Genomic DNA, 26090 nt, shown 5'->3' with positions numbered 1-26090 from the left:
GGACCAGCTCAGGCTGATCGTGGATTATCTGATCTTTCAGCGATATGGAGTATCGCCAGAAGAGTACGATGAAGACTCGTCTCCCATCAATGAATATTCTCTCAAAGGCCGGACGTTTCAGTCTCTGCTGCGCGATGTCAATGAGTGGCACCGTGATCAGGAAAACAAAAAACGGATTCCCGAATATGAATGGGAACCCAGCGGAATTCCCGAGTTTGATTTTCGAGATGAAGAGGACGGGGCTCAATCTGGAAAGCGATGGGTGATTCGAGAGTTGCTTAACAGTTATGAACTCGATACAGAAGGCAATCACATGAATCACTGTGTGGGGACCTATGCTTCCTCTTGTGTGGAAGGCAATTGTTCGATCTGGTCGATGCAGATTGAACTCGAGACGGGATTTAAAAAGGCGATTACGATCGAAGTCAGAAAAGAGCCACATCTGATCTGTGAGGTGCGTGGGAAAGCAAACCGCCTGCCGAATCCAAGAGAGCGGAACGTCTTGCGACGCTGGGCGGAGACAGCGGGGCTTAAGTTTTCGAGTTATTGTTCTTTCTGAGTTTCACGATTCTGAACCTGCTACAGGAGTTTTCATTTCTGCAAAAAATCAGCTCAATTGTGTCAATCGTTACAACCGGTTTATTTTATACAGGCAAATCAGGTTCTGAACAGAAAGTACAGTTTCCCCCGCATGGAATCCCTCCTTGGAACCGAAGAAATTGATGGAGACACCATTTTATCGTTACAAAACTGACTTTATGATCTCGGAAAAGTTCATATTGAGAGTCGAATGCACACCCGCTCATTGAGACGTTTGCTGATTCTGTTACTGCTGACAGGAATGGGATCGTTGTTCTCGTCATTTTCTTACGCCCAGGATCCGGTCCCCGAATATCAGCCGGAATGGTTTCAGGAAGAGGACTATCTGTACCGTGCCTACTTTGATTTCACCGGCCAGGCTGGTGGCGTGAATGATAACGGGCAGGGTCTGCTGTTTATTCCCCTGGCGCAGGATGAAGAAAGCCTGTTCTTCGCGGACCTGCGGGGGAATATCTTTGATGATTCCTCCGCCGAAGGAAACTTCGGTCTGGCCTATCGCCGCATGGTAAACGACCAGTGGATTGCCGGCATGTATGGCTTTTACGATGTCCGTCGCAGTCAGTACAGCAATATCTTTCGACAGGGTAGCTTTGGTTTCGAACTGCTCAGCATTGAGTGGGATTTTCGGGTGAATGGCTATGTTCCCTCTCAGAAACAGCAACGCGTGGACTCGTTGAATACCGCCTATCTGAGCGGTAATAATATCGTCATGCGGGCCGGTGAAGAACGTGCATACTGGGGAACCGATTTTGAAGTCGGGCGGCTCTTGAAATCGTTTCCGGAATCGAATCTGGATGCAGAACTGCGAGGTTACGTAGGCGGATATTACTTTGATAATTCCGCCCCCGGCTTCAAAGAGATGACAGGTCCACGGGCCCGGGTCGAGTACCGGATGTTTGATCTTCCCTGGCTGGGGAATGGTTCCCGTGTAGTGCTGGCCGGTCAGTATCAGTACGACGAAGTACGGGGCTCCCAGGGGACCGGCCTGTTGACCGTGCGAATTCCACTGCCGGGGAATGGTGACAGTCAGAAGCTGAGTCGCTTCCAGCGTCGGATGGTGAATCCGATTGTCCGTGATCTCGATATCGTCTTGAACCAGGTCCGGGGACCGGAAGAGTGTGCGAAGCTGCAACTGACAGGTCAGGATCTGAAAGACCTCACCTTTATCGATGCGGATACGGTGAATGCGGAAACTGTCTTTAATGCCGCGGGAACAGACAGTGTCGTGCTGTTTGACGGTTCCAAAGGAACGATCAATACCAGCACCGGTTTTGTCTTTAATGAGGGGCAACTCGCGTTGGCTGGTGGCAATAGTGTGAATGTGGTCGGATGTGATTCGGGCGCTGTCGCCAGCTTCAGCTATGGCGCGCAACCGACCGTGAATGGTTCGCTGACTTCAATTGATGTCTTCACGATGGCAGATCGTTCCAGCATCGTGGGCATGAATATCACGGGCGGGGAAAATGGAATCTATGGAAATAATCTGAGTGGCTTCACAATCAACCGCAATACTATCAGCGGTGCAGATGAAGATGGCGTGCACCTGGATGGTGATATCAATGGTACGATCACAGATAACTTATTCACCGGAAACGGCGTAACAGGATATAACGACGGGCTGGAGGTGCAGAACTTCACCGGTGGAACCATTTCAGGCAACGTCTCTAGAAATAATGGATATGGTTACTACATTGAAAACGAAATCAGCGGGGGGACGATCAGTAATAATATCGCTGAGAATAACTTATACGATGGTTTCTATATCACAAAAATGAGCGGTGGTTCGATCACGGGTAATACTTCGAAAAATAACGGAGACGATGGATTCTACTTCGACGATGTGATGACGGGGGGCGTTTTTTCAGATAACATCGCCAGTAATAATGACGAATTTGGTTTTAATTTTGACGGTGTCAATGGCGGAACAATCAGTGGTAACCAGGCGCTGGATAATGCCTATGCCGGCTTCGCATTCTATGATGATATCAATGGGGGAACGATCTCAGGAAATATCGCCAAACGAAACGACGATGGATTCTACTTTGATGATGACATCACTGGCGGAACGATTACCGGTAACATAGCCAGCAATAACCGGTATGACGGATTTTATTTCCGTGATGAAATCAGTGGTGGAACCTTTTCAAATAACTCCGCAGTTGGAAACGGGGATGAAGGATTTGATTTTGATGACTTCAGTGGGGGAACCATCAGCAATAATATCGCGACCGGAAATGGTGTGAACGGGATCGCCTTCTTTGGAGAGGTCAGCGGCGGGACGTTTAGTGGAAACACTGCCACTGGCAATCAGGATAACGGAATCAAATTTGGTGATACTGTTTCGGGCGGAACTATTTCGAATAACCTGGCCAGTGGTAACGTTGACGACGGCTTTGACTTTGAAGATATTACGGGTGGGTTCATTACCGGTAACACGGCGACCGGAAATCAGGATGTCGGCTTTGATTTTGACGATATCGTCAGTGGTGGTACGATCAGCAATAATATCGCTACTGGAAACCAAGGCTATGGCTTCGACTTTATTGCCCCGATCCAGGGGGGAACCATCAGTAACAATACCGCCAGCAGCGATTCGAAATCTGGTTATTTCGTGAACATCTTTGGTGGAGGTAACACCGCTTCCTTCACGAACAACTCGGCGATCGATAATGCGTTGAAGGGCTATGACGTCCGGACAGGGGCCCCGCAGAGCGGTGTGGGAACCAATACCGGTTCTGGAAACGCTTCTGACAACAACTACTGATACGAGTGAATTCGTCTGATTCCAGAGGTTATATTTTACGGGCCAGATTTCATTTTCAAATGAAGTCGGGCCTGTTCTTTTTTGAGTTGCTCGTTTTCTGCCTGCAACTGTTGAACGAGTTTCAGGACGTCCGCTTGCGGCAGACGGGGGTGGATATGCTGAGGACAGTTGATGTCCCAGGCGGTAACAGCAAACAGGATGGCACGCTCGACCCGAGCCGGATAAGTTGGTTCGTGTAATTGTACGAGCAGTTCCGGATCGTCTTCGACAATACGGGCGGTCCCCCAGATCTTCACGCGACGACGGTGGACGTAATCAATCAGAAACAGAAACGCCTGGGAATTTTCGGCGAGGTTACCCAGAGTGATGAACTGCTGGTTGCCGGCAAAGTCAGCAAAACCCAACGTCCTTTCATCGAGGACTTTCAGAAAGCCGGGGCTACCTCCGCGATATTGGATATAAGGTTGGCCGGACTGACTGGCAGTTCCCAGGTAAAACATGTCGAGTTCCGACAGAAAAACTTTTAGTTCTTCCGTCACTTTGGTCTGCCAGCCAGCCCCCTGTTCCATCCGGGCGTACTGCGTGCGTGAACCTTTTTGTGTCTGAACCGCTTTTACGGACTCTGTGAAGGCGATATCGCTGGGGAAAGCGGGCATTTGATTACTCTCGGATCAAAAGAAATTGAAGCCAGGCCCCGTGTCTGACTCAACGGAGCCTGACGGAACAGTCAGCGAGCAGTATCAGTATGTTGACTGAGGAACTTCCGCATCAGCTGGGCGATCGTCGTTCCCTCTTCTTCCAGGGCAAAATGTCCTGTATCGAGCAGATGGAACTCCAGCTTGTTGAGATCCCGTTTGTAGGGATACGCTCCGGCAGCCGGGAAGATCTGGTCGTTCTTGCCCCAGACGATCAGTGTGGGGGGCTGATACTTTCGCAGATACTCCTGCCACTGGGGATAGAGCGGGGGATTGCTGCCATAGCTGTAAAACAGTGCGAGCTGGATTTCCTGGTTGCCGGGTCTGTCGAGCAGGGGTTGCACGTGCCCCCATGTATCAGGGCTGATTGCTTTGACGTCGCGCACACCCGTTGTGTACTGCCATTTGGTTGCATCGAGTGTGAGCAGGGAACGCAGCTGATTTCCGTGTGTGGAAGTCCGCTCTTTCCAATAAACTTTGACAGGTTCCCAGAAAGGATTATCCAGCCCCTCCTCATAGGCGTTTCCATTCTGGATGATGAGTGTTTCGATTCGTTCAGGATGTTGGACTGCCAGGCGAAAGCCGATCGGGGCTCCATAATCCATCAGGTACAGAGAATACTTATTTAATTGTAATTGCCGGGTGAACTTTTCCATGATGCGTGCCAGATTGTCGAAGGTGTAATCAAATTTGTCGACAGGCGGGGCGCTGCTGTAACCAAAGCCCGGGTAGTCGGGGGCGATCACATGATATTTGTCTGATAACGCAGGAATCAGGTTACGAAACATATGCGAAGAGGTGGGAAATCCATGGAGCAATAGCAGTGTGGGGGCATCTGCAGGACCTGCTTCCCGGTAGAAAATATCGAGCCCCTCGATTTGAACGGTCTGATATTTGACCGGATAGGAGTCCGGTTCCGCCGCTCTCGCATGGAACAGGAAGCTGATACTGCTGACGGTAAGGATCAGGATAAAACGAATCTGGTTTCGTACGCTCATCGTAAAGTTCCTTAAGGGAAGAATGGAAAAGGGGGCAGTTCGACCTGGGAACTGCCCCTGTGTGAGATTACTGTGAATTCGCTGCTGCAAGACCCCCGGGCAGAGGTTCGACAGTTGGGAAATCGATTTCCGTCCGGGCGATGTTATTGAAGTAATTGGTAAAGATGTTGAGCGCAACATTAGCGGCGATCTCGGCGAGCTGCTCATCAGTGAACCCTGCGTCGCGGACGTCCTGCAGGTCCTGGTCGGAAATCTGTCCCCGTTGTTCCACGATGGTTCGGGAGAACTTCAACAGAGCAGCCGTTGCGGGATCAGAGTCGACACCAGCCCGGTTTTCCAGGATTTGAACCGGAGACAGACCGGCTCGCTTGCCGAGCGCGGAATGGGCCGAGACACAATACCCACAATGATTCGCTTCCCCGACGGTCAACGAGATCTGTTCGCGATGCTGAGCCGAAAGCGCTCCTGTACTCAGGGTACCACTGAATTTCAGATAAGCATCCAGTACGGCGGGGGAATGGGCCATGGTTCGCATCAGGTTGGGAGTCATTCCGAGTTTGGACTGGACTCCGTCCAATAATGCTTTGGCGGGATCGGTGGCTGTGGCGGGATCGACGGCGGTTAAACGTGGCATCTTTCTTCTCCTTGTGAACATTTTACTCAAAAACAGAAACGCGAAACAAAATATCTTGTAAACAGACAGGTCTGTATTGTATGTGGCAAAAAAAGGGAAATATGTATTTATTGTGTTTGTGAAATCAGGATCTCAGCTGCTTCTTCAGCGATCCCGGCAGCATCGGCATTGCCTTCACTGACGGCGGTGACGATGGCACCTTCGACCAGGACACTGATTGCCGGAGCAACGGATGCGGCCTGAGGTCCAGCAGTTTCGATGATGATTTCGGTGAGCTGCTCCTTAAAACGTTGTTTATGGTCTGAACAAAAATCTGTTGCGGTCGGGTTGGAGTCCGCCAGTTCCGCCAGAGCGTTGAGGAACGAACAGCCCCGGTAGTCAGCACACTCAAACCAGTCCTTTAATGCAGCAAAAAACGCTTTTAAAGGATTCAGTCCCTGCGACTGGTGTTCCAGCATGCGTTGTCTGAGATACAGGTCGAACTGTTCCTCCCGATATTTGAGGACTTCGACCACCAGATCATCTTTGGACTTAAAATGGTTATATAAGGTCATTTTTGCCACCCCGGCTTCGGCGATCACACGATCAATGCCGACGGCGCGGATGCCTTCCGAATAAAACAGCTTCTCAGCTGTCTCGACGATGCGTTTTCGGGCACTGGAGGGGCGTTGTGTTTTGCTCATGCTTTAAATATACAGACCTGTCTGTTGTTGTCAATCCTGAATTTAAAAATTATTTTCCTGGCCATCAGAATCCAGGAATGGACCATTCCAGCCATCAAAGAGAGGGCTAAACTGAAAGTGTAAGACATCAGGGCGATCTTTAAGCCAGTCGGTAATGCGTTCTAAACGTTTTTCGGGCTGCTTTGCTGCGGTTCCGAGTTGAATGATCCCCTCTATTGTCTCATTCATGCCCCCGCCACCGAACGAACAATGATTGCCTTCGATAGCCTGTTCGATCCAGTCGTCCAGAAACGTTTCATAGTCCGAACCGGGTACCAGGTTCACGGTGATGGCGACATCCCAGTCAATGAACTCACCCAGATGTTTCTTTTTGCGGAGACGTTTTCGCATGGATCAACTCTCCTCTGTTTCTTTCTGGCACCAGTCTGCGAAGGGGAAGAATTCCAACCGGTTATCTTTTCTGCGAATATCCCTCAAGATCGGCGTCTCGAACCAGTCGCTGGAGTCAGGAAGTCGTTGAGAAAAATCAAAAAAGATCCAGTCTGCTGCTGGTTCCGGGGCATAGCAGGCGACCCTGGTTTCACTGCTAAAATGCTCACAGGAAGGGGGGCCCAGGCGATCGTATATTTCCGTCTGGGTCCAGTCGCGCTCAAAAAAATCAGCAGAGAGCAGGGATTGCAGCGATTTCCATTCTGCCGGATGCAGAACTCGTTCTGGTTGAAAATATCCCAGTTTGTGCGCTACCTGCGCATAAACAGATGCTATTTCAGCGATGTAGTCTGGAATTTGAAACTGCTGATATTCGAATTGACCCAGCACTCCGCGGCTGCCTCGCAAATCGGTTTCCAGGAAAACGTTCCATTCGTGCTCCCGCTCGTCAATCCAGCAGAGATCCCGCAAAAGCAGGTAGAACCACAAAACGGCTCCGTGGGTATTTCCCCCAAACATGACCGGACGCTTCAACGCCTCAGGCAATGTTTCCAACTGGCGATTTCGGAACGCTTCCATGCTTTGCATTATGGTTGTTCCTTACTTTGATTGTTTCCATTATGGTGATTTGAGTTTGTACCAAGATAGTTTTTACGGTTATTGCCAGTCATGAGATCAAAGCGGGAATCAGTCGGTTTCTTCGGGGTTTATCGATTCTATCAGAACTTCAGTAGGATGAAAGAACCTGCGGTCGAGCATGATCAGGGGGGCGAACAGATAACCCAGTTCATTGCCGCGGCTGACGTATTCTCCTCGCGTGTTTTTGAAACGATACTGGAACCAGCAACCTTTTGGGTTCCAGGTGGAAATGTCCGATACCGCCAGCCCGATACTGTGATAGCGAACTTTACCTGACTGATTGAAGTAATAACCGCCCAGGCAGGACAGAACGAAATAGACGCCGACATAGAAAATGAGACAGATCAGAAAAGCCGAGAGAAAAGCTTTCAACAGTTTTCGATGTGCGGGTGACATATCGTACTACTTTCGATGAATTACTCCAGCAGTTCTAAGCCTTCCAGAAAGTCATCCAGGTTGTTTGCGAGTTTTTCGACGTCGCCACCCTCGTTGGGGTAGAAGCCCCAGACGGCAAAATTATCAGCCGGGTCGACACACAGCAGATCTTCGTTATCGTAGCCGATGGTCAGCCAGGTCCCGATCAGGGAGAAGGGGATTCGATTTCCCTCGTCGTCCATAGTGTGTGAATCGCCGGTGATATCCTGAATCAGTTTCACATAGAGATTGGCCTGATCGATATACGCGACCTCAAAGTCGTCGATCTCCAGCAGTTCCTGAAGCTCTTCACGGCTGGCAATTTCCCACTCCCGTTCTTCGAATTCGGCATAGGCTTCTGCTTCGAGACTGTCCAGCCAGAGCAGGTAGTTGTCCGGTAAATTCAGTTTCTCAGTAGTCATCGCAGAACTCCTTTTAGCATGTATCCAAGTTTACTATTGCGTCTCCAGCTGTTTTGGGGACGAGTATAATAGATTGGGGGACGCCATAATTAAATGCGATGCGCCCTCGTATGTTGAAATTGAGAGAGTATTCTGGATGTCTTCATTACAGGCAGCATACCCGCAAAAATCCTGCTGCAGAGATAAAGCCTGTCTGGTTTGATGGCCCGCTTTCTGCGAGAATCAGGATTATCGTAGCAGTCTGGAAAACCAGAGTTCAAGATGAAAATGAATAAAACGGCTGCGGAAGCAGGACTATCCTTTCCAGGCGTAAATCAGCAGCAGCACTACGGCACTTAGAGTTAATGCGGCCAGAATACAGCCCCAGGGGGTAGGCCTTCTGATTGCTCCCACGGCGGCTTCATAGCGCACCAGATCTGCCAGTTTCTCAGCGTCCAGTGGATGACCACACTCACAAGGCGTGATGATCTCGGAATATCTCAGGCCGGCACATTGGGGGCAGCGGCCACAACAGTCGCAGTACGGTAATTCGCAGTCCGGACAGGTTTTGACTTCGGTCTTGAAACGCCTGCTGCCACACACCGGGCAGCGGCCACATCCGGGGCAGGCAGCCCGTGTCGGATCGAAAACGGTTGATTCACAGCCCAGACAGCGGATGAAGGGGAGATCGCTCATGCCTCAAGTCTGGGGCATGAGCGGGAACGTGTCAATCATTCTCTGGTCGGGAGACGGGAAAACTAAACGGCGGTGTTCTTTTCCTTCTTAGGTTTCCGCTCATCGACTCTGTTTTCGTCGTTGTAATAGTTGTTCAAAATCGATTTCATCTCCTGGTGCCCTTTGGAGACGGCTACGATTTCATTCCACATCTCCTCGGTGAGCAGTTCCTGCAGTGGCTGGGGAAGGTGAGGAATGCGGTTGAAGACCTTGAGCAGTTTCTTGTCCCAGATTTTGTAGTATTTGATCAAATCGTTGGGATATACGATTTTGCGTCGCGTGCCTTCGTCGATGCCGCGAAAAGGGGTGGGGATATTCAGGTAGCCGTAATCGTCGGTCAGCTGTTCTCCGGGGTGAATGTCCCGGATGGCAATTTCAAAGTCGTAGGCTGTGGTCAGGCAGTTGGAGTTGAAGCTGTGGTTGACGTAGCGGCCGTTATCCCAGCAGAGGACCAGATTTCCCTGGTTGTTGCGAAAAGAGTAGGTGTCCAGAATGTTCTGGTAGATGTCTTCCATTGACTGGAATTCGAGAGAACTGAACTCGCGGTCCAGTTTATCCAGGACCCAGGTGATGGATCCGGCAGGGATGAATTCGGTGGCGACGACGCCGTAGCCGATTTCGTTGCTGATAAATTTCAGCTCGGTTTTGGGGTGTATCATATTGGTTCTCTAATACACAAAAGGAAGGAGTGTGGTCGCAGGTTGTGGCTTGTCGGAGCCCCTCGCCCACACGGTGTTTAATTCACATGGCACCTCATGTTGTTGGAAGATGTATTTGCAGGAGGATATATACCCTTGAATCGACCGTTTGCACAGGCCTGATTCATGAAAATTTTCATGAATCGCGAAAGGGAATTTTCCAGCCGGAAAAGGGTGGGGCGACAGTCTCTCTCAGACGGCAGGTTCGGCGGTCGCTTTGGGATCGGGGCCATACTGGTTAGGACCGGCGGTTCCTTCCAGAATCATCATGATAAACATGACGAGCGGGCCGATGCCGGGGATCAGAAAGACCAGCAGCCAGAGTGCGCTGCGGTCGGTATCGTGCAGGCGTCGGACCGTGACCGAGAGCTTGGGCATGAGCACAACCAGCATATAAAGCAGGCAGAGTGCCAGGCCCAGGCCGATGCCCCCCATGGCTTCATCAAGGTTCAAAACGCGCCCCAGCACGGCACCGATGACAAAGGACAGGACTGTGAAGATCATGTCGAACAGGGTAAACATCCAGTATTCCAGCCGACGGGCACGGCCATCGAGAGTGGCAAAATTCTTTAGTGCTTTCAGATACCAGTTCATACGAAATCCGATGCAGTCCACTGTAGCGAAATTGAGTAAAGAGGTGTCACAGGGGAGCGCGAGCTGCTGCAGTAGCTGAGGCACGCACTCTTCCTGGCTGACATAACTTGAGAACGGTCACCTTTTATTGCGGCTCTGGTGCCAGCTTGGGGTTTTCTCCATATGCGTTTGCGTTGGGATCGCTGTCCAGAATCATGAAGATAAACAGGATGATTGCCCCAACAACCGGAACCAGGCTGATCAGGATCCACCAGCCAGAGCGGTTCGTATCATGCAGTCGTCGTACCGTGACTGCCCAACCTGGAATAATGATAAACAAACCATACAGAGTAGAGAGCGATACAGAAATAATCCCGCCAGTTTTACCCACAAACCAACTCAGAATGCCGATAAGACATACCATGAAAAAGTTGACGATCACGAACATCCAGTATTCTTTTCTGCGAGCGCGACCGGAAAATTCAGCGTATTTCTTAATGACCGCCAGATACCAGTTCATGACAATACCTTTCGTTTCACTCTGGTGAGTTCAGGGAAGTGATTGAGTTGTGAGAGACCCCTGTTCCGCGACGACTTCCAGCAAGTCGCGCGTACTTGCTACTGAACAGTAGCTTATGAAATCACATCTTACTAAGTGAGAGGCAATTTTCAAAAGGAATTATCCGGAAACGAATTTTGGGATATAAGGATTATGTGGCCTGCGTGATGTCCCGGACGGGTCGGGCGATGGTTCTGACGGGGGGACGCCACCAGGTAACGAACCACCAGCCGAGCGCAAAAACGACGGCGCTGATCATGAGGGGGAAGTCACGACTGTAGGCGATCTGCAGGACTGCGAGTGTTTTTTCTCCGATACCGCCGGGTAAATCCGCAATCTTCACTCCAAACTTGAAAAAGTGAAAAATGGCCCGCAAAGTGAAAATCACGAAAGTGAGCAAGACGAACAGCAGCGGGGGAACGCCACACCGCCAGAAGGTAAAGGGGGCCTCCCTCTGCTCCCATTTCAAAAAGAGGCGCTGGATATGCAGGATCATTTCATCACGGACTTCGGGGCTGCTGAATCTGACTTTGAACCGTTTTGATTTCTCTTTCTGCTGGTCAAAGTAATACAGTTTGAGCTCCATTGGGCCATCCTGCCACTTACTTCTGGAAGTACTTTCGTACCACTCCAGTGCCTGAATATCCGCGAGTGGGGCTCGCTTCAGCGGATGTTCCATAGGAGAAAAGACTCTGAGGGTTTCTCCAGGATCTTCGCCGTCTGAAAGCAACTGAAGAATATCTTCATGCTTCGTGGCTTTGGTGGTTGCTGCCAGCAGTTCGGTTTCCGTGATCACAACGATTTTGAACCAGGGACCAATAATATAGTAGTCCATTTTTACGATTTCGGGAGTGATTAACTCTTCGGTCATTAAGATGTCATTTCAGGTTTTACAGAGCAGAGAGCATCAAAACAGGTTGACAACTGATAGAATCTGTCGGGTGATGTGAGTTAAGCACCCTGTTGAACAGGCCGGGCGATGGTTCTGACAGGGGGGGTTTTACAGCTGATGTACCACCAGATGAGTAATCCGCTGATGATGGCGCCGCCGATGGCAAGCAGACCAACCGGTCCAATCATATTGTAAAGTCGCGCCAGCAGGCGACCGCGACGGGAGACTTTGTCGACATCAACGGTCCCGGGATCGGCTAAGCCCGTGAATCCGGGAATACCAAACACGAGAAGTGAAATTCCGCTGAGGGTCAGTGGTGTCATGCCGATGTACCAGATGCTGGCAGGCGCATCCCTCTGCTCGCAGGGGCCGATGATTTGTTGTACCACATCGCGAATCGCATCCCGGTTCGGCATACTGCTCAATTTGGCTTCTGCCTTTTTGGATTTTCCATTGACGGTGTAATGCGCCTTCAGGGTGGCGGCATCGCTGTACCACTCGAGGGCATCGATATCGCGTAACGCAAAGATCTTGGGGCCCTGACCGAGGGGGGAATTATTTTTCAGAACGGTGACCGGATCCTCGCCTGCATCCAGGGCAGAGAGAATGGCCTGCTGTTTGCCTGTTTTCGTGGCGGCGATGATCATATCGGAGTCGGTCACTGCAGTGACCTTGTACCATTTATCGTCCACGAAGTGGTCAAGGGCCAGAAGTCGAGCGGAAGCGGGAGCGTTTTCGTTCATGTGTCAGTCGTACCTCGTAGCATGCAGAAGTCAGGTGAGAACTGCGCTGGCAGCAAGCACCCGTTTGAATGTGTTCAGTCTGGAAGAATTGATCCTACTGTCTGCGTGTTCATTTTCAAGCCCTTTCTGCCAGAACTCAAAAATTCACATTCGAGATGAGAAAGTGAGATCGTGCCACAACTTGAAACAGCCGCTTAGTGATCTGACCAGACTGCGAATTCGTTGCCGGAGGGTTCCAGAAACTGAAAGCGTCTGCCGCCGGGAAAGGAGAAAATGGGTTTGCAGATCTGGCCGCCGGCTGCTTCCACTTTGGAGAGCGTTTCTTCCAGTCGCTCACTATAGAATACAATCAACGCGGCGCCGCTCTCCGTGTTCGAAGAGAGTTCTGCCTTGAAGAATCCGCCGTCGAGTCCTTCGTTTGCGAAGGCGGTGTAGTCCGGACCGTAATCGGTGAACGACCAGCCGAAGACAGTCTCGAAGAATGCTTTGGTTGCCGCCAGGTCTCGGGCGGGGAATTCGACGTAATTGATTTTTTCGTGAGCAGGCATGAGTCCACTTCCAGGTTGAAGGTAAGCTGGATCTGATTTTAAGTCACTGCGGTATTAAATTGAAGTCTGAGTAATCGGTTTCCCGTCGGCTCATGTGTCGATTCTGACAGTGGCTGAAAACCATAGCGATCATAAAATTGACGTCCGATCGAATTGGCTTCGAAAACTTCGACCTGCAGATCGCCTCTCAGATCTCGTGCTTTATCCATCAATGCCTTGCCGGCTCCCGTGCCATGAAATTCCGGTTTCACAAAAATCGCACCAACTTCATTTCCCAGTAAGGCAATGAATCCAATCACCTGTATCTCATGTTCGATGACCCAGGTTTCTGCATTGGGCAGATAGAGGTTGGGAATGTTATGGCGTTCCTGTTCCAGGAAGTCTTCCTGTAGAAAAGGATGGGCCAGACGGGTGGCACTCTCCCAGGACGCCAGAACGTCATCGAGGTCTGCTGGCTGATATTCGCGAATGATTCGTTGCATGTGTTTTCCTGTGATTGGGCCAGGGAGAGGGGCTCTTTGTATTTCTGTGATTGAGGTTGATGTGTGTATGCGGACGGTCAGACTGTGTCCAGTTTTACTGTAGCGTCTCCAAGACTATTTGAACCGAGTATACTAGATCGACAGACGCTATGGTTAAATGTGATGAGCTTTAGAAGGTTGAACAGGTTCGCTCAGGAATGGGATTTTTAAAATTTCTCTGAGGTTTTTCATATCTCGGCCGATCTGTTTGACAGACAAATGAAGTCTCTTCAATCTGGCGAGGATGGAGGATTATCTGGATCGGTGGGTTGAACTGGACTCACGAACTCCCCCTCATCGAACGGCCAGGGGGCTTGCATTCCATTGCTTCTCCATTCCCACAATCGTGAAAAGATTTCATCTTGTACTTTCCTTTCAGATGAGCCTTCAGGTTCAAAGTGCGCCAGCTTCAGCAGTAGAGCTCGGGCCTGAGCTGGATCGGGACTTCTTTTATATAATTCTATATGTCTGTATTCACCCAGATACAGCCAACTGAACGGTCCCGAGGCAAGAGAGGGGAGTTGCTGCATCAGGACTACCTGGCCGAAGCAGTTTTTCTGTTGTGAGAAACCGCTGCGGACCCAAACATGTTGATGTACTGGTTCTACATTCGCCTGATACCAGTCACTGGATTCGGTTGGTCGTTCCCATGCTGAAATGAGCCAGCCGAAGACCGTGACTCGTTTTTCGGTATGGTTCATGCCACAGATCGCGCAACGAAAATAGGTTTCACCGATTACCGGAAAGTAAAACAGAAACAGGAGACCCAGTGTGATCAGAATGATGCTACGAATCCAGCGGCCGAACTGACGGGGTTGGGGGGCTGAAGTGTCAGCGGTCGCTCCAGGGATGTTTTCCCTGGAGTCCTGTAGTTGACCGGGATCTCGGGAGATATTGTCCATCCCTGTAAAGTAACTGTTGGAGCGGAACCAGTCTACAAAATATTTGCAGAAGCCTGTTTTCCCTCTGAAAAGAAAACAGGCCCGATGAAAGTTGCTCACCGGGCCTGTTGCTGGTCATCTTGCTTTCAGAATTATTTCTGATGCTGCTTAAAATGCTCTTTGAGCAGGTCGCGACCGAAATCGCCGTCGAATTCGCGGAAGACCGCGTGCACGTGATTGGCGTCGTTCTGGGTGTTGGCGAATTCAATCAGGAAAACCTTAGACTGAATGCGGTAGTAATGGAATTCACCCCGCTTCTGGCCGCCACTCCAGGCGAAGTAAAGGTGGTCGCCATCGCGGAGGTTGCCCAGGTAGCGGGTTCCCTTGAGCAATTCGGGGCGGAAACGACCCAGGTAGGCATTCACCAGACGCAGAAGCATTTTCTGCTGTTTGGGGTCGAGGTCGGCGTACTGAATGCCTTTATGCTGAATCAGACCTTTGTCGACGACGGGATCATCGGTGGTCAGGACTTCCTTGATCACACTTTTCGCCAGCAGTTTTTTATCGACGGCGGCTGTGTCGATTGTGGCGATAGCCAATTGATCGGGGTTAAAGGATTTGACGAGGTTCAGTGCCAACTGCTGTTCTTCCTTGAGGACTTCGACACCTTTCAGCGGCCCCTGCTTGACGGTTGCGGGGTTGGAACCGAAGAAGGATGGAGTGACTGAGAATTTTTTGCCGTCGACAATGGTCACATTCACAGACAGGTGATGTCCTTCAAACCGCCAGCCCCAGGTTCCTTTGGGATCTGGTTTGCCGAAGATTGAGACGTAGTAGAGTTCGGGGTTCCGGTAGTCTTTGCCTTCCAGTTCGAAGAGGACCTGCTCCAGCGCGCGGATGGAGTTCATCTCCAGGAAGCCTCGATGCGAGAGGGCCGTCGCTGGCAGTGTGACTGCGAAAATCTGCTGCTGGGGTGTCATCTGCGTCATGGGCAGGCCGGTCCGTTTATCGTCCTTGATGGCGAAGTCGGGAATGAAGTACCAGCTGTCCCGTTCTTTACTGTCCAGTTTGAAGGTGGCTGCTTTGCGCTGTTCCTCGGGAAGGGAGGCCAGAAAGCGTTTGGCGGCCGATGCCATTTCCCTGCTGGCCCGGTTGATTGCCGCCTGTTGTGCTTTGGTCGGTTCCGCGAATGTCAGATTACTGCTGCCCAGTGAGACAGTCAGGCAGGTCAGCAGTGCCAGGCTTGAGAAGGAGTGATAGGTTTTCAAGGTGCAGTTCCTTATTAGAAGATCAACTTTATGGTGGGTGAATCACGTTTTCTGTTCGAAACGAAAATTCCTCAATCTAAGGTTTGTGGGTTTATATTAACAGAGAGCGGGAAGCGGGTGTAGTTTGCGGGGAATCCGGAAAGCAGGAGATTTCCAAATGAATTGACCTGTCGAATTAGTGGTTTCTACCAGTCCACCCCAGGAGAAAGCAGCAGGTCAGACAGAATTCCGAGAGCAGCTTGGTCAAATTTTCAATTTTCGAGCAATAATATTTGCAAACCAGCGAAGGACATTCTGTACGCTGCAGTTTTCAATTCCAGCGAGTACAGTGACTTACTGCAGATTATTTAAAAAAAGTTAAAACGAGGAACAAAAACTGCAACCAATTACATCCTATAGCTGTCTGACAGATAAGTTCAGAGAAAGCGATTTGTCATCTCTTTCTGAGAAGTAACAATAGAATTTCATGCATGAGCTTTCGCGGGCACCGAAAGCGGGAGTTGGCTCAAGTGAAAGATCTACTCAGTACCGCCTCATCAATCATTATTATTCTGTTTTGTATTTCACTGTTTTTTTTGAGTGAGGGAAATCGATCAGATTCGGGAGGACCGGCACTGTTGAATAAGGACAGTGCAGAAATTCAGGCCGGGAAGCATCCCCGGGCCAAGACCACGCTGTTTTCCCGGGTCCAGTCTGTCAAACTGAAAAAAGGGGTGCTGATGTTTGTGAGCATCGGAGAAGACGGGCTCAGGGAACATTTTTTCCTGATTCGGGATAAGAACGTGGTGCTGGTCAAAAAAAATGCAGGCGATATGCCTGGGAATTCCATCAAATTCGACGATGACGGGCACAATACCCTGCTGGTGACGATCCCCAATACCTTCGATATCGATTTGATGGACGCCATGACGACGTCCTTTTGATTCTGCTGAATCAGTATTTAAAACCTGTATTTCTGCGAAACCATCTTCACTGGCCGTTGTTTAATGATAAAATGGTTTACTGGTAAACCTGTTTTCATTGACCACAGACAGGAATGATGTGATGAGCGGCTCAATATTAGAGATTAGACGACGGAACTTTCTAAAATGGTCGGCCTTCAGTATGGCGGCATTGACCACTCCCGGATTGATGGCGGAAGAACTGATTCGCACACCTGCGATGACCGAAGGCCCCTTTTATCCGGACAAAATGCCGCTGGATACCGATAACGATTTGCTGATTATCAACGATTCTCTCACCCCTGCTGTAGGTGAAATTACCTATCTGAGTGGTAAGGTTCTGGATGCGAAGGGACAGCCGCTGCGGAATGCCTTCGTGGAAATCTGGCAGGTGGATAATAAAGCCTCTTATCTTCACACGCGTGGTGAGAACAAAGATGGCCGTGATGGCAACTTTCAAGGGTATGGTCGCTTTATGACTGACTCGAAAGGGCAGTATTTTTTCCGGACCATCAAGCCGGTTCCCTATCGTGCGGGGCGTGGCTTTCGCACGCCTCACATCCATGTTGCCGTCAGTAAGAACGGAGAGCGGATTTTAACCACACAGCTGTTAATCAACGGTCATGAACTTAACGCAGAGGATGGTGTTTACCGACAGATTAAAAATCCGGAACAGCGCAAATCAATTCTGGTTGATTTCAAACCGCTGCCGGATTCGAAACTGGGTGAACTGGCAGCCAACTTCGATATCGTTCTGGGAAAAACCGCTGAAGAGAATCCCGATGGGACAATCAAAGGGGGTATCGGCAAATCCGAATTGACGAACGGCGGTCGCGGCCCCCGTCCTTCGCGCAACCGGTAAGCGAGTTTTTCTGGTCCCGTTCTGTGAACTATGATCGCCGCTTGAAGTTCCGGTGCTGATGCGGAATAATGAAAACATGGCTCCTGCCTGACTTAAAATAGTCAGGCAGGGTTTTCTACATTCCTCTCTCCTGGCTCGGAGCGATTATGAAAATCTCCACACGCATTGAAGAATATCTGGCAGGTCCGGAATCTCTGCGTCGCGCTATCGAAGGCATGTCTGCTGCCGAACTGGATGCCGCACCGATTCCCGGTAAATGGTCCACGCGACAGGTAATCTGTCACATTGCTGATTTTGAGCCGGTTTACGCCGATCGAATGAAATGGATCATTGCAGAAGATCAACCGCCGCTGCCTGGCGCCGATCACAATCTGTTTGCAGAACGTCTGGCATATGACCAGCGGGATATGGAAGAGGAACTGCAGTTAATTACGGTCGTGCGTCAGAACATGTCCAGAATTCTGAAAACCCTCAATGAAGAACATTTCCAGCGAACGGGACTGCATTCGCATGATGGCGAAGTGAGTGTCGCCAATTTATTGGAGCGAATCACTCACCACATTCCCCATCATATTCAGATGATCCAGGAAAAACGTGATGCTCTGCAGGTCTGATGATTCTCCTGTTTGATTTTGAGCCGGTTCTGTTATGATTTCAGGTGTGACTTTAAGGAACTGCATTTCGATGGATAGCGAGCTATGACGAATCTCGGACTGGAGTCCAGTGTGACAGAATGGGTGATCGAATACCCGGAAGTGCAATGCGTGCTGGATTCTCTGGGAATTGACCAGTCCTGCCAGGGCAAATCGCTTGAATATGTCTGTCGCCAGATGGATCTGGACCCCCATTTTGTGTTGAAACAACTGCACGAAGTGATTGAAGACGATTCGACTCTCAATGAGTAACAGGTCTCAGGTATTCTCAATATGCGGTTTCCGCAATATCGATTGAAATCCCTGTGAGTAGATGACTTACATCTTCTCTGTTTCGCACGGTTTGAATTGTCTTTACCCATCTTACAGGATGTCATACACTCCCTGCGCGGGCAGCCATCAGACCAGTCAGAGGAGTGAGACAAGATGCAGAATTTATTTGGTAAAAAAGGATTAGTCACCGGAGCTGCATCGGGAATCGGTCGTGAAATCGCGCTGCAACTGGCTGCGGAAGGAGTCAACCTCTTTCTTTGGGACATTGATGAAGCCGGTCTGAAGGATACAGCGGAAACAGCTTCGCTGGTAGGAGTGGAAGTCAACTGCCGTATCTGCGATCTGACGGATTCCGAACAGATTTCTACGGAGGTTCAATACCTGATTGATACCTGGGGAACTCTGGATCTGCTGGTCAATAATGCGGGCGTGGCCTTCTACGGGCCGACGCATACGATGTCAGTAGAGCAGTGGGACTGGTTGCTGGCGATTAATTTACATGCGCCCATTCAGATCACACGCGAACTTTTACCTCTATTGCTGAATCGCCCGGAAGCACACATTGTGAATGTTTCCAGTATTTGTGGCCTGGTCGCCGGGGCTCGATTCAGTGCCTATCAGGTCAGTAAATTTGCTCTGCAAGGGTTCAGCGAAGCCCTGCGGGCTGAATACAGTCGCCAGGGGCTGGGAGTTTCTTCCATCTGTCCGGGGCCTGTCACGACACGGTTATTCGCGTCTGCACCCTGTGGTCGTGAAGGGAAAAAGACACCGATCCCTCCCCGCTGGATCTGTACCACTCCCCAACAGGTCGCACAGAGAACTATTAAAGCCATTTATGCTGATCAGGGGTTATGCCTGGTGGGCTGGGTCTCTTATGCTTTGTATTACCTGAAACGGATTGCTCCCTGGTCGCTGGATCTGGCACACCGTTTCGGCCGTCGTAAACGGATGAAGAAAAAACACGCACCGCTGACTTTACAGGTTGAATCTGGGACCGAGAAAACACCGGCTCAAGAGATCCGTTCCAAGGCTGCTTGAAATCTCCTGACGTTTGACTCCCTGTCAGTCCCAGTCGAAGCGACCTCGCTATCGGCTTTTTATTTCATGGTCCCTGTTGCTGAGTTTGCTGCAGAGATCGTTTTCATGGGCTTTTGACTCCCATTTTCTGACTGGAAATGGTGTAGTCAGGGTTCCCTTGCCTTATTCGAGGTCCCCTGGTTCATTTAGTGATTGACAATACTTGTTTAAATATTATATATTATGCATAATGCATTATGCGTCAAAGTGTGAGTGTTTGTGAGGTGATTTAACGCAAATTGCCGATCAGGTGCCTCGCATCATGAATATTCCGGAGACTGTCTATGAACGCGACGACTTCCCTTTCCCGCCAATTGTTACCGGTCAGTTCACTCAGGCTGGATATTTTCAGTCAGATTCTGCTGTCGATATTTACGGGAGAATACCCGGCGGGAACCCGGCTTAAAGTACAGCATCTGGCGAAGCAATATGGTGTGAGCAGTACTCCGGTACGAGAGGCGATTGTCGAACTGACCGGGATCGGCGTGGTAGAGCTGTTTCCCAACCGGGGAGCGGTCGTCGCACCGTTCGGAATTCCGGAAATACGAGAGATGTATCACGTACGTCGTATTCTGGAAGTCGAGTCAGCCCGCTGTGCCTGTGAGTCCAGTAACCTGGAAGAGATCGAACAACTGCTAGCAGAGACACGGACGTTGCAGCAGGCGCCCCGTAATGATCAGTGGACGGTACTCTGTTCCGATATTGATAAAAGAACGCACACTGCAATCGTGAGTGCAGCCGGGATCAAACGTCTGAAGGCAGAACTGAATCGATATGATCGCCTGATGCATATGGTGCGGGTGTTGCTGAAAGATTCCGAATTATACCTCGATCAGATTCTGGAAGAACATCTGCAGGTTCTGAAAGCCTTACTCCGCCGCGACCAGGATGCCGCTGCCGCAGCCATGGCCCGGCATCTGCAGGCGACCTGTGAACGCGCCGTCGAAGGAATCTTTGTCCATGGGATTCCTGAGTCAGAAAACATTCATACTTAAAACTTGAGCAACCTGAATTTTATTTTCGTTTCAAATAGATCATCAATTTCGCTACAGGCAGTTCCTGTATTTTATTCTGTTCATAAGGAATTGCCCGGGTTCATATTCTTTTTTACAAGGGAGTCGCTCATGTTTCGTCGCACGCGAGGGTTTACATTAATTGAACTGCTGGTAGTGATCGCGATTATTGCCATTTTGATTGCCCTGTTACTCCCTGCGGTGCAGCAGGCACGAGAAGCAGCCCGGCGCAGCCAGTGCAAAAACAATCTCAAGCAACTGGGACTGGCGATGCATAATTATCATGAAACATTTCAAGTGTTTCCTTTCGGGATGATAAATCCCACCAATGGTGACTTGCCAGGATCCCCACGGCCGGCGACCGATAATACAGGCTGGTATCCCATGATTCTGCCGTATATCGAACAGGGGTCCCTGTACAACGTTTTTATGGAGGAGCAGAAGAATCCGGCACGAACAGGCGCCATTTACTGGAGCAAAAAAGATGCGGTGGTTCCCATGATGATGTGTCCCAGCGATCCTGCCGGTCCAAAGAATATCACTTATGGACAGACTGATCCTTCCAGTAATGGATCACAGGGGTTTCATGGAAATTATGCGGTCTGTTCGGGATCAACTCATTTCGGGGCTGCAGGAAGTTATACCCAGTTGAATGGTCTGTTTTATTCACGCTCACGAACCAGACTCCGCGACATCACAGATGGTGCGTCGATGACGTTAATGGCCAGTGAGTTGATTTTATCTGCTGATCAATCCAAACATGATGTACGTGGTCGACTGATGAACCCGCGGTGTATGGGAACTTTTTTCACAACATTGGAAACACCGAATCCGAATGTCGGTGATGTATTGATCGCCTGCTCTGATATCGCCCATGCGCCGTGTGGAGCGGACAGTACTGCGAACAGTCGTACTTTTGCGCGGAGCTATCATGTGGGTGGTGTGCACGGTTTACTGGCGGATGGAGCCGTCCGTTTTATCTCAGAAAATATCGATCGTGCTACTTTTCAGTCTTTAGGGACCCGCGCTGGTGGGGAAGTGATCGGAGAATTTTAATCTGGTGACGTTACAGTTCTGTTGTGGACAGCAGCAGTCACTCTGGAGCCCGTCTGGTTAAACTTTCCTCTCAATTCCCGGAGATGAGAAATGAAATTGATTTTTTGTTTTGTATTGTTAGCTCTATCAATAGAGGGATGTTTTCATGGAACTGATTCCAATGAGTCTGAAGTCAGTGGTTTCATTAAGTTAGATGGAAAGCCGCTGCCCGAGGGGACCATTACTTTTATTTCCGCAGATAACACGACTCATTCCGCGCAAGGGAAAATTCAGGATGGTGAGTATGTTGTCACTGTTCCGGTAGGGGAGAAGCGGGTTGAAATTCATGCTTCCCGCTGGACAGGAAAACCATATGAGAAGTACGATATTATGGAGACCGAACAGTATCTGCCTGCGATCTATAACGAACAAAGTCAGCTGACCACTGATGTCAAACCTGCAGAGGATGTACAGTTAAACTTCGAATTGGACTCAAGTGCTCAAAGTCCGGGAAGTGATTGATGGGTTCACGAGTCATTCTGAATAGAAGCCGGAGCGAGGGAATATCGATTTTACATCCATTCCACAAACATCCAGCAAACGATTGTCCTGCCGGAAGGCATGGTCAATTCGTTGTCTGTTTATCGCTACTGTGCCTGTTATTTATCTATTCATCCAAAGCTCTTGCGCAGGGTGTAGAAAGTTCCGCGTCAAACCCGGAACACACGATTCGACAATTACTGCAGAAAACCTGCTTCGACTGTCATAATGATGACCTGGCTGAAGGGCGGCTGAATCTAGAGCAGCTCAGCTGGAAACTGGATAATCAGCGGCTACGCCAGCGCTGGATTCAGGCATACGACCGGATCGCCGCGGGGGAAATGCCGCCCGATCAAAGCGATCTGACTCAGGCGGATCGTGAGATTCTTCTGAAAGCATTGTCTCAGTCACTGCAGACTGCCGATGCCGCTGAGATCGCGCTGCAGGGACGGGGCCCATTGCGTCGGCTGACGCGAGACGAATATGAGCAGAATCTGCGCGATGTGCTGTTGCTGCCGCATCTGGATATTCGCGATTTGTTACCTCAGGATCGTGAGCAGCACCATTGCAATAAAGTCTCCGAAGTGCTGGACATGTCCCGGATTCAGTTGGACGCGTATCTCGATGCGGCAGATCAGGCATTGCGTCAGGCAGTCGCTTCAGGAATACAGCCGCGGAAACAGGAACATCAACGTCTGCCTGCGACGCGGATGTTTCTGACCGCGGGAACCTTTGGTGGTCGTGAGGCGATGTTCTATGCGAAGGATTCCCAGATGGTGCCTTTGTCCGGCGGAGATCTGGCCCGGATGCGGAAAGAGAACAAACACGACCCCGAGATGGAGCTGGCAATATTCCGTTCTGCTTCGTGGCCGTATTACGGTTATCCGGATGTCTTCACAGCCAGGGAACCGGGAGCCTACCACGTTCGTTTTTCAGCACGCGCAGTCAGGCAGTTACGGGACTTCAGCCTTCGACCCGCCTGGAATTCGATTGCGATGAATTTTCGTGCGCGGAAACGTTCCGGTGCAGATGTCTCGGGGGACGTGCGCGCGACGGGCGAGACCTTCGATATCCAGCCACAAGGTGGAATCTATGAAACGACGATCCATCTCAAGCAGAATGAAACGTTCGAATACAGTCTGCTGGGACTGCCGGTTCCGCGGGCCATCAATCCTCCGAATGCGCCTTTATATTATGATTTTCCTCCGATGCCGGATGGCGGGCATCCCGGTGTTGCTTTTCAATGGCTGGAAATTACAGGTCCTCTGGACTCGGCAAGCTGGCCACCTGCTTCGCATCAGCGGTTGTTCGGAACCTTGCCGATTCGGGTTGCCGAAAAAGGGACGCTACTCGTTGAGGTGATATCGACTCAGCCGGAACAGGATGCCAAACAACTGCTGCGACGTTTCATTCGGCTGGTTGAGCGTGAGCCGACGTCTGACGCTGTAATTAAAATCTACGATCAATTAGTCACAGATGAACTTCAGGCAGGTACGCCGCTGGCAGAAGCATTGCTCACCAGTTATACCGCATTTCTGTGTTCGGGGCAGTTTCTGTATCTGCCGGAGCCGCGGGCTGACTCTCCCCGAAGGCAGTATGCGGTCGCTTCACGATTGTCGCATTTTCTGGGGAATACGCGACCCGATGCCGAGTTGAATCAGCTCGCTGAACAGGGACGTCTGCTGGATGGGCAGGTCCTGGATCAACAGACGCGTCGTTTACTGTCGGCTGATTCCGCGGAGAACTTCGTGGTCAATCTGACGGATCACTGGCTTTCACTGAAAGACATTCGCCGTGATGAACCGGACAGTCGCCTGTATCCGGAATATCGGTTTGACGATTATCTGATTGAATCCATGGCGGCTGAAACCCGAGCATTTGTCAAAGCGATGTTTGAGGATAATTTACCTGTCACAGTTCTGGTGGACGCCGACTTTGTCTTTGTGAATGATCGACTGGCCCGTCATTATGGGCTAGAGCCTGTGAGTGGTTCACGAGTGCGGAAAGTTGCTCTACCTGAGAACAGTTTATACGGTGGATTACTGACTCAGGCTGCGATTTTGAAAGTGACCGCCAACGGGACGACGACTTCTCCTGTGATTCGCGGTGCCTGGATCATGGAACGTATTATGGGTGATCCTCCGCCTCCCCCGCCGCCGACTGTTCCCGCTGTCGAACCGGACATCCGTGGCGCCACAACGATCCGCGAGCAACTGGCGCGGCATACAAAGGATCCGGCGTGTGCCGCCTGTCATGCCCGTTTTGACCCGGTGGGTTTTGCGTTGGAAGACTTTGATATCATGGGAGCATTTCGAACCCGCTATCGCAGTCTGGCCAAGGGGGAAAAAGTGACGGGCATTGATCGCGCCGGCCATGATTTTACTTATTATGTCGCCGGACCCACCGATTCTGAAGGTCGATTGCAAGACGGGCGCACGTTTAAAAATATTCGTGAGCTCAAACAACTGCTCGTCTCAGAACCGCGTCAACTGGCACGCAACCTGGTAGAGCAACTGATTGTGTATGCGACGGGGACGCCGGTCCGGTTTTCTGATCGACCTGTAGTGGAAGCGATTTTGAATGAATGCCGGTCCAACGGTTATCGAGCACGAGACCTGCTGGAAGCGGTGGTGCGCAGCCCGATATTTCTGGGAAGAGATCAACCTCAGAACACTTTGACAACCAGAGGTAAAAAACTTCCATGACTAAAAATCAACAATTCAAAACTTCAACATCCGTGTTAACCCGTCGGCACTTTCTGCGCGGCGCGGGAGTCACGCTGGCGTTGCCTGTGCTGGAGTGCAGGGCTCAAATAAAGCCCATTTCTGCTGGCAAAGACAGTGCGCCGCAGCGGATGCTGTTGATCTCCAATAATCTGGGTGTACTTCCTGGACCGTTCTTTCCGAAGACGTCGGGCGCGGATTATCAGCTCTCGCCTTATCTGAAAGAATTGAAAACGTATGCAAACGATTTCACCGTTTTCAGTGGTCTTTCCCATCCAGCGTGTGAAGGCGGCCATTCGACCGAAAACTGTTTTCTGACCGGAGCCCGGCATCCCACGAGCAGCGGGTTTCGCAATACGATTTCACTTGATCAATACGCGGCTGAACACCTGGGACGTCAGACACGGTTTGCTACGTTGAATCTGGGGGTTAATATCGATAAAGCGAACCGGAGTCTGTCGTGGACCCGGGATGGCGTGCTGTTGCCGGCAGAAGACAGTCCCGCGCACCTGTTTCGCAAGATGTTTATTCAGGGCAGCGATGCGAAGGTGAAACAGAGGCTGCAGGCACTGAAACGACGGGAGAGCATCCTCGATGCTGTCAGTGATTCCACGCAGCAGTACAGCAGGGCCCTGGGGCAGAATGATCGCAGGCGACTCGATCAATACTTTACTTCGATCCGGGAACTGGAACAGAGACTGGTGACCTCCGGGGAGTGGGAACAGAATCCGAAGCCGAAGGTAGACCAGCAACTCCCACAGGATATTGTGGATCGGGGTCTGCTGTTTGATAAATTCGAACAGATGCTGATGATGGCGGCGCTCGCGCTGCAGTCGGATTCGACACGGATTGTCACATTAATGGTGGATGCCTTCGCGACCCCTGTCTTTCAACTGCAGGAGGATGAAAAAAGCAGTACGGGTTATCATCCCCTCAGCCATCATGGCATGCGTCCGGATCATCTGGCCCAACTGGAAAAAGCAGATCGGCGGCAGATGAGTCTTCTGCTTCAGTTATTTGAGAGACTGACTGAAGTGCAAGCCGAATCAGGGCGTCTGCTGGACAGTACCATGGTTCTGTATGGCAGCAATATGGGGGATGCCAATACTCATGATAATACCAATCTGCCTGTTCTGCTGGCGGGAGGCGGTTTTCGGCATGGCCAGCATCTGGCGTTCAACCGAGAGCAGAATTCGCCTTTGTGCAATCTGTATGTCAGTATGTTACAGCAACTGGGGGTCGAGTCAGACCAGTTTGGTTCCAGTAGCGGGACATTGACTGGTTTGAAATCCTGAACG

The 26090-nt window shown here is 50.6% G+C and carries 30 protein-coding genes; 12 read left to right on the top strand and 18 right to left on the bottom strand.

The features are described from left to right. Positions 1-19: 19 nt before the first annotated feature. On the top strand, positions 20-559 hold the full coding sequence (locus GmarT_RS20445) for a PcfJ domain-containing protein (protein WP_002644057.1): 540 nt from the start codon (positions 20-22) through the stop codon (positions 557-559). Between the two features lie 231 nt (positions 560-790). Next, positions 791-3364 carry an inverse autotransporter beta-barrel domain-containing protein gene (locus tag GmarT_RS20440; protein ID WP_052301203.1) on the top strand — a complete coding sequence of 858 codons (2574 nt, stop codon included), beginning with the start codon at positions 791-793 and terminating at the stop codon, positions 3362-3364. Positions 3365-3399: 35 nt separating this feature from the next. On the opposite strand, the gene GmarT_RS20435 is transcribed toward GmarT_RS20440, so the two are convergent. The 18 genes from GmarT_RS20435 to GmarT_RS20350 form a co-directional block, all read right to left on the bottom strand. Then, a complete protein-coding gene (locus GmarT_RS20435) occupies positions 3400-4020 on the bottom strand; it encodes a pyridoxamine 5'-phosphate oxidase family protein (protein WP_002644060.1) in 621 nt (206 codons plus the stop codon). Between the two features lie 71 nt (positions 4021-4091). After that, positions 4092-5057, bottom strand: a complete 966-nt coding sequence (locus GmarT_RS20430) for an alpha/beta fold hydrolase (RefSeq protein WP_002644061.1) — start codon at positions 5055-5057, stop codon at positions 4092-4094. Positions 5058-5124: 67 nt separating this feature from the next. After that, a complete protein-coding gene (locus GmarT_RS20425; RefSeq protein ID WP_002644062.1) occupies positions 5125-5691 on the bottom strand; it encodes a carboxymuconolactone decarboxylase family protein in 567 nt (188 codons plus the stop codon). A 107-nt stretch (positions 5692-5798) separates the two neighbouring features. Continuing rightward, a complete protein-coding gene (locus GmarT_RS20420; protein ID WP_149303175.1) occupies positions 5799-6374 on the bottom strand; it encodes a TetR/AcrR family transcriptional regulator in 576 nt (191 codons plus the stop codon). Between the two features lie 42 nt (positions 6375-6416). Next, entirely contained in the window at positions 6417-6764 is a 348-nt protein-coding gene (locus GmarT_RS20415; protein ID WP_002644064.1) for a 50S ribosome-binding protein YggL, read from the bottom strand. A 3-nt stretch (positions 6765-6767) separates the two neighbouring features. Continuing rightward, on the bottom strand, positions 6768-7391 hold the full coding sequence (locus tag GmarT_RS20410) for a hypothetical protein (protein WP_002644065.1): 624 nt from the start codon (positions 7389-7391) through the stop codon (positions 6768-6770). A 99-nt stretch (positions 7392-7490) separates the two neighbouring features. Then, positions 7491-7838: a hypothetical protein gene (locus tag GmarT_RS20405; RefSeq protein ID WP_002644066.1), complete on the bottom strand. Its 348-nt coding sequence runs from the start codon at positions 7836-7838 to the stop codon at positions 7491-7493. Positions 7839-7858: 20 nt separating this feature from the next. After that, positions 7859-8278, bottom strand: coding sequence for an SMI1/KNR4 family protein (locus GmarT_RS20400; protein ID WP_002644067.1), 420 nt, complete (start codon positions 8276-8278; stop codon positions 7859-7861). 294 nt (positions 8279-8572) lie between these two features. Beyond that, a complete protein-coding gene (locus GmarT_RS20395; protein WP_002644068.1) occupies positions 8573-8953 on the bottom strand; it encodes a hypothetical protein in 381 nt (126 codons plus the stop codon). 62 nt (positions 8954-9015) lie between these two features. Continuing rightward, positions 9016-9651 carry an SET domain-containing protein gene (locus GmarT_RS20390; RefSeq protein WP_002644069.1) on the bottom strand — a complete coding sequence of 212 codons (636 nt, stop codon included), beginning with the start codon at positions 9649-9651 and terminating at the stop codon, positions 9016-9018. Positions 9652-9882: 231 nt separating this feature from the next. Next, complete coding sequence (locus GmarT_RS20385; protein WP_044236279.1) at positions 9883-10284, bottom strand: DUF805 domain-containing protein; 402 nt, start codon at positions 10282-10284, stop codon at positions 9883-9885. A gap of 124 nt (positions 10285-10408) precedes the next feature. Further along, on the bottom strand, positions 10409-10783 hold the full coding sequence (locus GmarT_RS20380) for a DUF805 domain-containing protein (RefSeq protein ID WP_002644071.1): 375 nt from the start codon (positions 10781-10783) through the stop codon (positions 10409-10411). 190 nt (positions 10784-10973) lie between these two features. Then, entirely contained in the window at positions 10974-11693 is a 720-nt protein-coding gene (locus GmarT_RS20375; protein ID WP_044236161.1) for a hypothetical protein, read from the bottom strand. Between the two features lie 80 nt (positions 11694-11773). Further along, on the bottom strand, positions 11774-12457 hold the full coding sequence (locus GmarT_RS20370) for a hypothetical protein (RefSeq protein WP_002644072.1): 684 nt from the start codon (positions 12455-12457) through the stop codon (positions 11774-11776). 194 nt (positions 12458-12651) lie between these two features. Continuing rightward, positions 12652-13005 (bottom strand): VOC family protein, encoded by a 354-nt coding sequence (locus GmarT_RS20365; protein ID WP_002644073.1) that lies wholly within the window; start codon positions 13003-13005, stop codon positions 12652-12654. A gap of 38 nt (positions 13006-13043) precedes the next feature. Next, positions 13044-13487, bottom strand: a complete 444-nt coding sequence (locus tag GmarT_RS20360; protein WP_002644074.1) for a GNAT family N-acetyltransferase — start codon at positions 13485-13487, stop codon at positions 13044-13046. Positions 13488-13756: 269 nt separating this feature from the next. Then, complete coding sequence (locus GmarT_RS20355) at positions 13757-14527, bottom strand: hypothetical protein (protein ID WP_002644075.1); 771 nt, start codon at positions 14525-14527, stop codon at positions 13757-13759. Positions 14528-14559: 32 nt separating this feature from the next. Beyond that, entirely contained in the window at positions 14560-15675 is a 1116-nt protein-coding gene (locus tag GmarT_RS20350) for a DUF3500 domain-containing protein (protein ID WP_002644076.1), read from the bottom strand. Between the two features lie 509 nt (positions 15676-16184). Here GmarT_RS20350 and GmarT_RS20345 point away from each other — a divergent pair. The 10 genes from GmarT_RS20345 (at position 16185) to GmarT_RS20300 (ending at position 26087) form a co-directional block, all read left to right on the top strand. Next, on the top strand, positions 16185-16598 hold the full coding sequence (locus tag GmarT_RS20345) for a hypothetical protein (RefSeq protein WP_149303173.1): 414 nt from the start codon (positions 16185-16187) through the stop codon (positions 16596-16598). 121 nt (positions 16599-16719) lie between these two features. After that, positions 16720-17478, top strand: a complete 759-nt coding sequence (locus GmarT_RS20340) for a dioxygenase family protein (protein WP_044236164.1) — start codon at positions 16720-16722, stop codon at positions 17476-17478. A gap of 146 nt (positions 17479-17624) precedes the next feature. Next, positions 17625-18092, top strand: coding sequence for a DinB family protein (locus tag GmarT_RS20335; protein WP_002644079.1), 468 nt, complete (start codon positions 17625-17627; stop codon positions 18090-18092). An 84-nt stretch (positions 18093-18176) separates the two neighbouring features. Beyond that, on the top strand, positions 18177-18383 hold the full coding sequence (locus tag GmarT_RS20330; RefSeq protein WP_002644080.1) for a hypothetical protein: 207 nt from the start codon (positions 18177-18179) through the stop codon (positions 18381-18383). Between the two features lie 174 nt (positions 18384-18557). Next, a complete protein-coding gene (locus tag GmarT_RS20325; protein WP_002644081.1) occupies positions 18558-19442 on the top strand; it encodes an SDR family NAD(P)-dependent oxidoreductase in 885 nt (294 codons plus the stop codon). A gap of 323 nt (positions 19443-19765) precedes the next feature. Then, positions 19766-20476, top strand: a complete 711-nt coding sequence (locus tag GmarT_RS20320) for a GntR family transcriptional regulator (protein ID WP_002644082.1) — start codon at positions 19766-19768, stop codon at positions 20474-20476. Between the two features lie 129 nt (positions 20477-20605). Next, positions 20606-21550: a DUF1559 domain-containing protein gene (locus GmarT_RS20315; RefSeq protein WP_002644083.1), complete on the top strand. Its 945-nt coding sequence runs from the start codon at positions 20606-20608 to the stop codon at positions 21548-21550. A 90-nt stretch (positions 21551-21640) separates the two neighbouring features. Continuing rightward, the gene (locus GmarT_RS20310; protein ID WP_002644084.1) at positions 21641-22051 is read left to right on the top strand and encodes a hypothetical protein; all 411 of its coding nucleotides are present in this window, start codon (positions 21641-21643) and stop codon (positions 22049-22051) included. Further along, a complete protein-coding gene (locus GmarT_RS20305; protein ID WP_002644085.1) occupies positions 22051-24774 on the top strand; it encodes a DUF1592 domain-containing protein in 2724 nt (907 codons plus the stop codon). The genes GmarT_RS20310 and GmarT_RS20305 overlap by 1 nt, the downstream gene beginning before the upstream one ends. Then, entirely contained in the window at positions 24771-26087 is a 1317-nt protein-coding gene (locus GmarT_RS20300) for a DUF1552 domain-containing protein (RefSeq protein WP_002644086.1), read from the top strand. Before GmarT_RS20305 ends, GmarT_RS20300 begins: the two co-directional genes overlap by 4 nt. Positions 26088-26090 lie beyond the last annotated feature (3 nt).

Source organism: Gimesia maris (genome assembly GCF_008298035.1).
Taxonomy (GTDB): Bacteria; Planctomycetota; Planctomycetia; order Planctomycetales; family Planctomycetaceae; genus Gimesia; species Gimesia maris.
Note: the sequence above shows the minus strand (reverse complement) of the source record. Positions and strands in the feature narration are given on the sequence as shown.

What these genes read in the sequence shown, in the direction of transcription:
- GmarT_RS20440 (WP_052301203.1), top strand. Translation starts at nt 791, where the DNA reads ATGCACACCCGCTCATTGAGACGTTTGCTGATTCTGTTACTGCTGACA.
- GmarT_RS20435 (WP_002644060.1), bottom strand. Translation starts at nt 4,020, where the DNA reads ATGCCCGCTTTCCCCAGCGATATCGCCTTCACAGAGTCCGTAAAAGCG.
- GmarT_RS20430 (WP_002644061.1), bottom strand. Translation starts at nt 5,057, where the DNA reads ATGAGCGTACGAAACCAGATTCGTTTTATCCTGATCCTTACCGTCAGC.
- GmarT_RS20425 (WP_002644062.1), bottom strand. Translation starts at nt 5,691, where the DNA reads ATGCCACGTTTAACCGCCGTCGATCCCGCCACAGCCACCGATCCCGCC.
- GmarT_RS20420 (WP_149303175.1), bottom strand. Translation starts at nt 6,374, where the DNA reads ATGAGCAAAACACAACGCCCCTCCAGTGCCCGAAAACGCATCGTCGAG.
- GmarT_RS20415 (WP_002644064.1), bottom strand. Translation starts at nt 6,764, where the DNA reads ATGCGAAAACGTCTCCGCAAAAAGAAACATCTGGGTGAGTTCATTGAC.
- GmarT_RS20410 (WP_002644065.1), bottom strand. Translation starts at nt 7,391, where the DNA reads ATGCAAAGCATGGAAGCGTTCCGAAATCGCCAGTTGGAAACATTGCCT.
- GmarT_RS20405 (WP_002644066.1), bottom strand. Translation starts at nt 7,838, where the DNA reads ATGTCACCCGCACATCGAAAACTGTTGAAAGCTTTTCTCTCGGCTTTT.
- GmarT_RS20400 (WP_002644067.1), bottom strand. Translation starts at nt 8,278, where the DNA reads ATGACTACTGAGAAACTGAATTTACCGGACAACTACCTGCTCTGGCTG.
- GmarT_RS20395 (WP_002644068.1), bottom strand. Translation starts at nt 8,953, where the DNA reads ATGAGCGATCTCCCCTTCATCCGCTGTCTGGGCTGTGAATCAACCGTT.
- GmarT_RS20390 (WP_002644069.1), bottom strand. Translation starts at nt 9,651, where the DNA reads ATGATACACCCCAAAACCGAGCTGAAATTTATCAGCAACGAAATCGGC.
- GmarT_RS20385 (WP_044236279.1), bottom strand. Translation starts at nt 10,284, where the DNA reads ATGAACTGGTATCTGAAAGCACTAAAGAATTTTGCCACTCTCGATGGC.
- GmarT_RS20380 (WP_002644071.1), bottom strand. Translation starts at nt 10,783, where the DNA reads ATGAACTGGTATCTGGCGGTCATTAAGAAATACGCTGAATTTTCCGGT.
- GmarT_RS20375 (WP_044236161.1), bottom strand. Translation starts at nt 11,693, where the DNA reads ATGACCGAAGAGTTAATCACTCCCGAAATCGTAAAAATGGACTACTAT.
- GmarT_RS20370 (WP_002644072.1), bottom strand. Translation starts at nt 12,457, where the DNA reads ATGAACGAAAACGCTCCCGCTTCCGCTCGACTTCTGGCCCTTGACCAC.
- GmarT_RS20365 (WP_002644073.1), bottom strand. Translation starts at nt 13,005, where the DNA reads ATGCCTGCTCACGAAAAAATCAATTACGTCGAATTCCCCGCCCGAGAC.
- GmarT_RS20360 (WP_002644074.1), bottom strand. Translation starts at nt 13,487, where the DNA reads ATGCAACGAATCATTCGCGAATATCAGCCAGCAGACCTCGATGACGTT.
- GmarT_RS20340 (WP_044236164.1), top strand. Translation starts at nt 16,720, where the DNA reads ATGAGCGGCTCAATATTAGAGATTAGACGACGGAACTTTCTAAAATGG.
- GmarT_RS20335 (WP_002644079.1), top strand. Translation starts at nt 17,625, where the DNA reads ATGAAAATCTCCACACGCATTGAAGAATATCTGGCAGGTCCGGAATCT.
- GmarT_RS20330 (WP_002644080.1), top strand. Translation starts at nt 18,177, where the DNA reads ATGACGAATCTCGGACTGGAGTCCAGTGTGACAGAATGGGTGATCGAA.
- GmarT_RS20325 (WP_002644081.1), top strand. Translation starts at nt 18,558, where the DNA reads ATGCAGAATTTATTTGGTAAAAAAGGATTAGTCACCGGAGCTGCATCG.
- GmarT_RS20320 (WP_002644082.1), top strand. Translation starts at nt 19,766, where the DNA reads ATGAACGCGACGACTTCCCTTTCCCGCCAATTGTTACCGGTCAGTTCA.
- GmarT_RS20315 (WP_002644083.1), top strand. Translation starts at nt 20,606, where the DNA reads ATGTTTCGTCGCACGCGAGGGTTTACATTAATTGAACTGCTGGTAGTG.
- GmarT_RS20310 (WP_002644084.1), top strand. Translation starts at nt 21,641, where the DNA reads ATGAAATTGATTTTTTGTTTTGTATTGTTAGCTCTATCAATAGAGGGA.
- GmarT_RS20305 (WP_002644085.1), top strand. Translation starts at nt 22,051, where the DNA reads ATGGGTTCACGAGTCATTCTGAATAGAAGCCGGAGCGAGGGAATATCG.
- GmarT_RS20300 (WP_002644086.1), top strand. Translation starts at nt 24,771, where the DNA reads ATGACTAAAAATCAACAATTCAAAACTTCAACATCCGTGTTAACCCGT.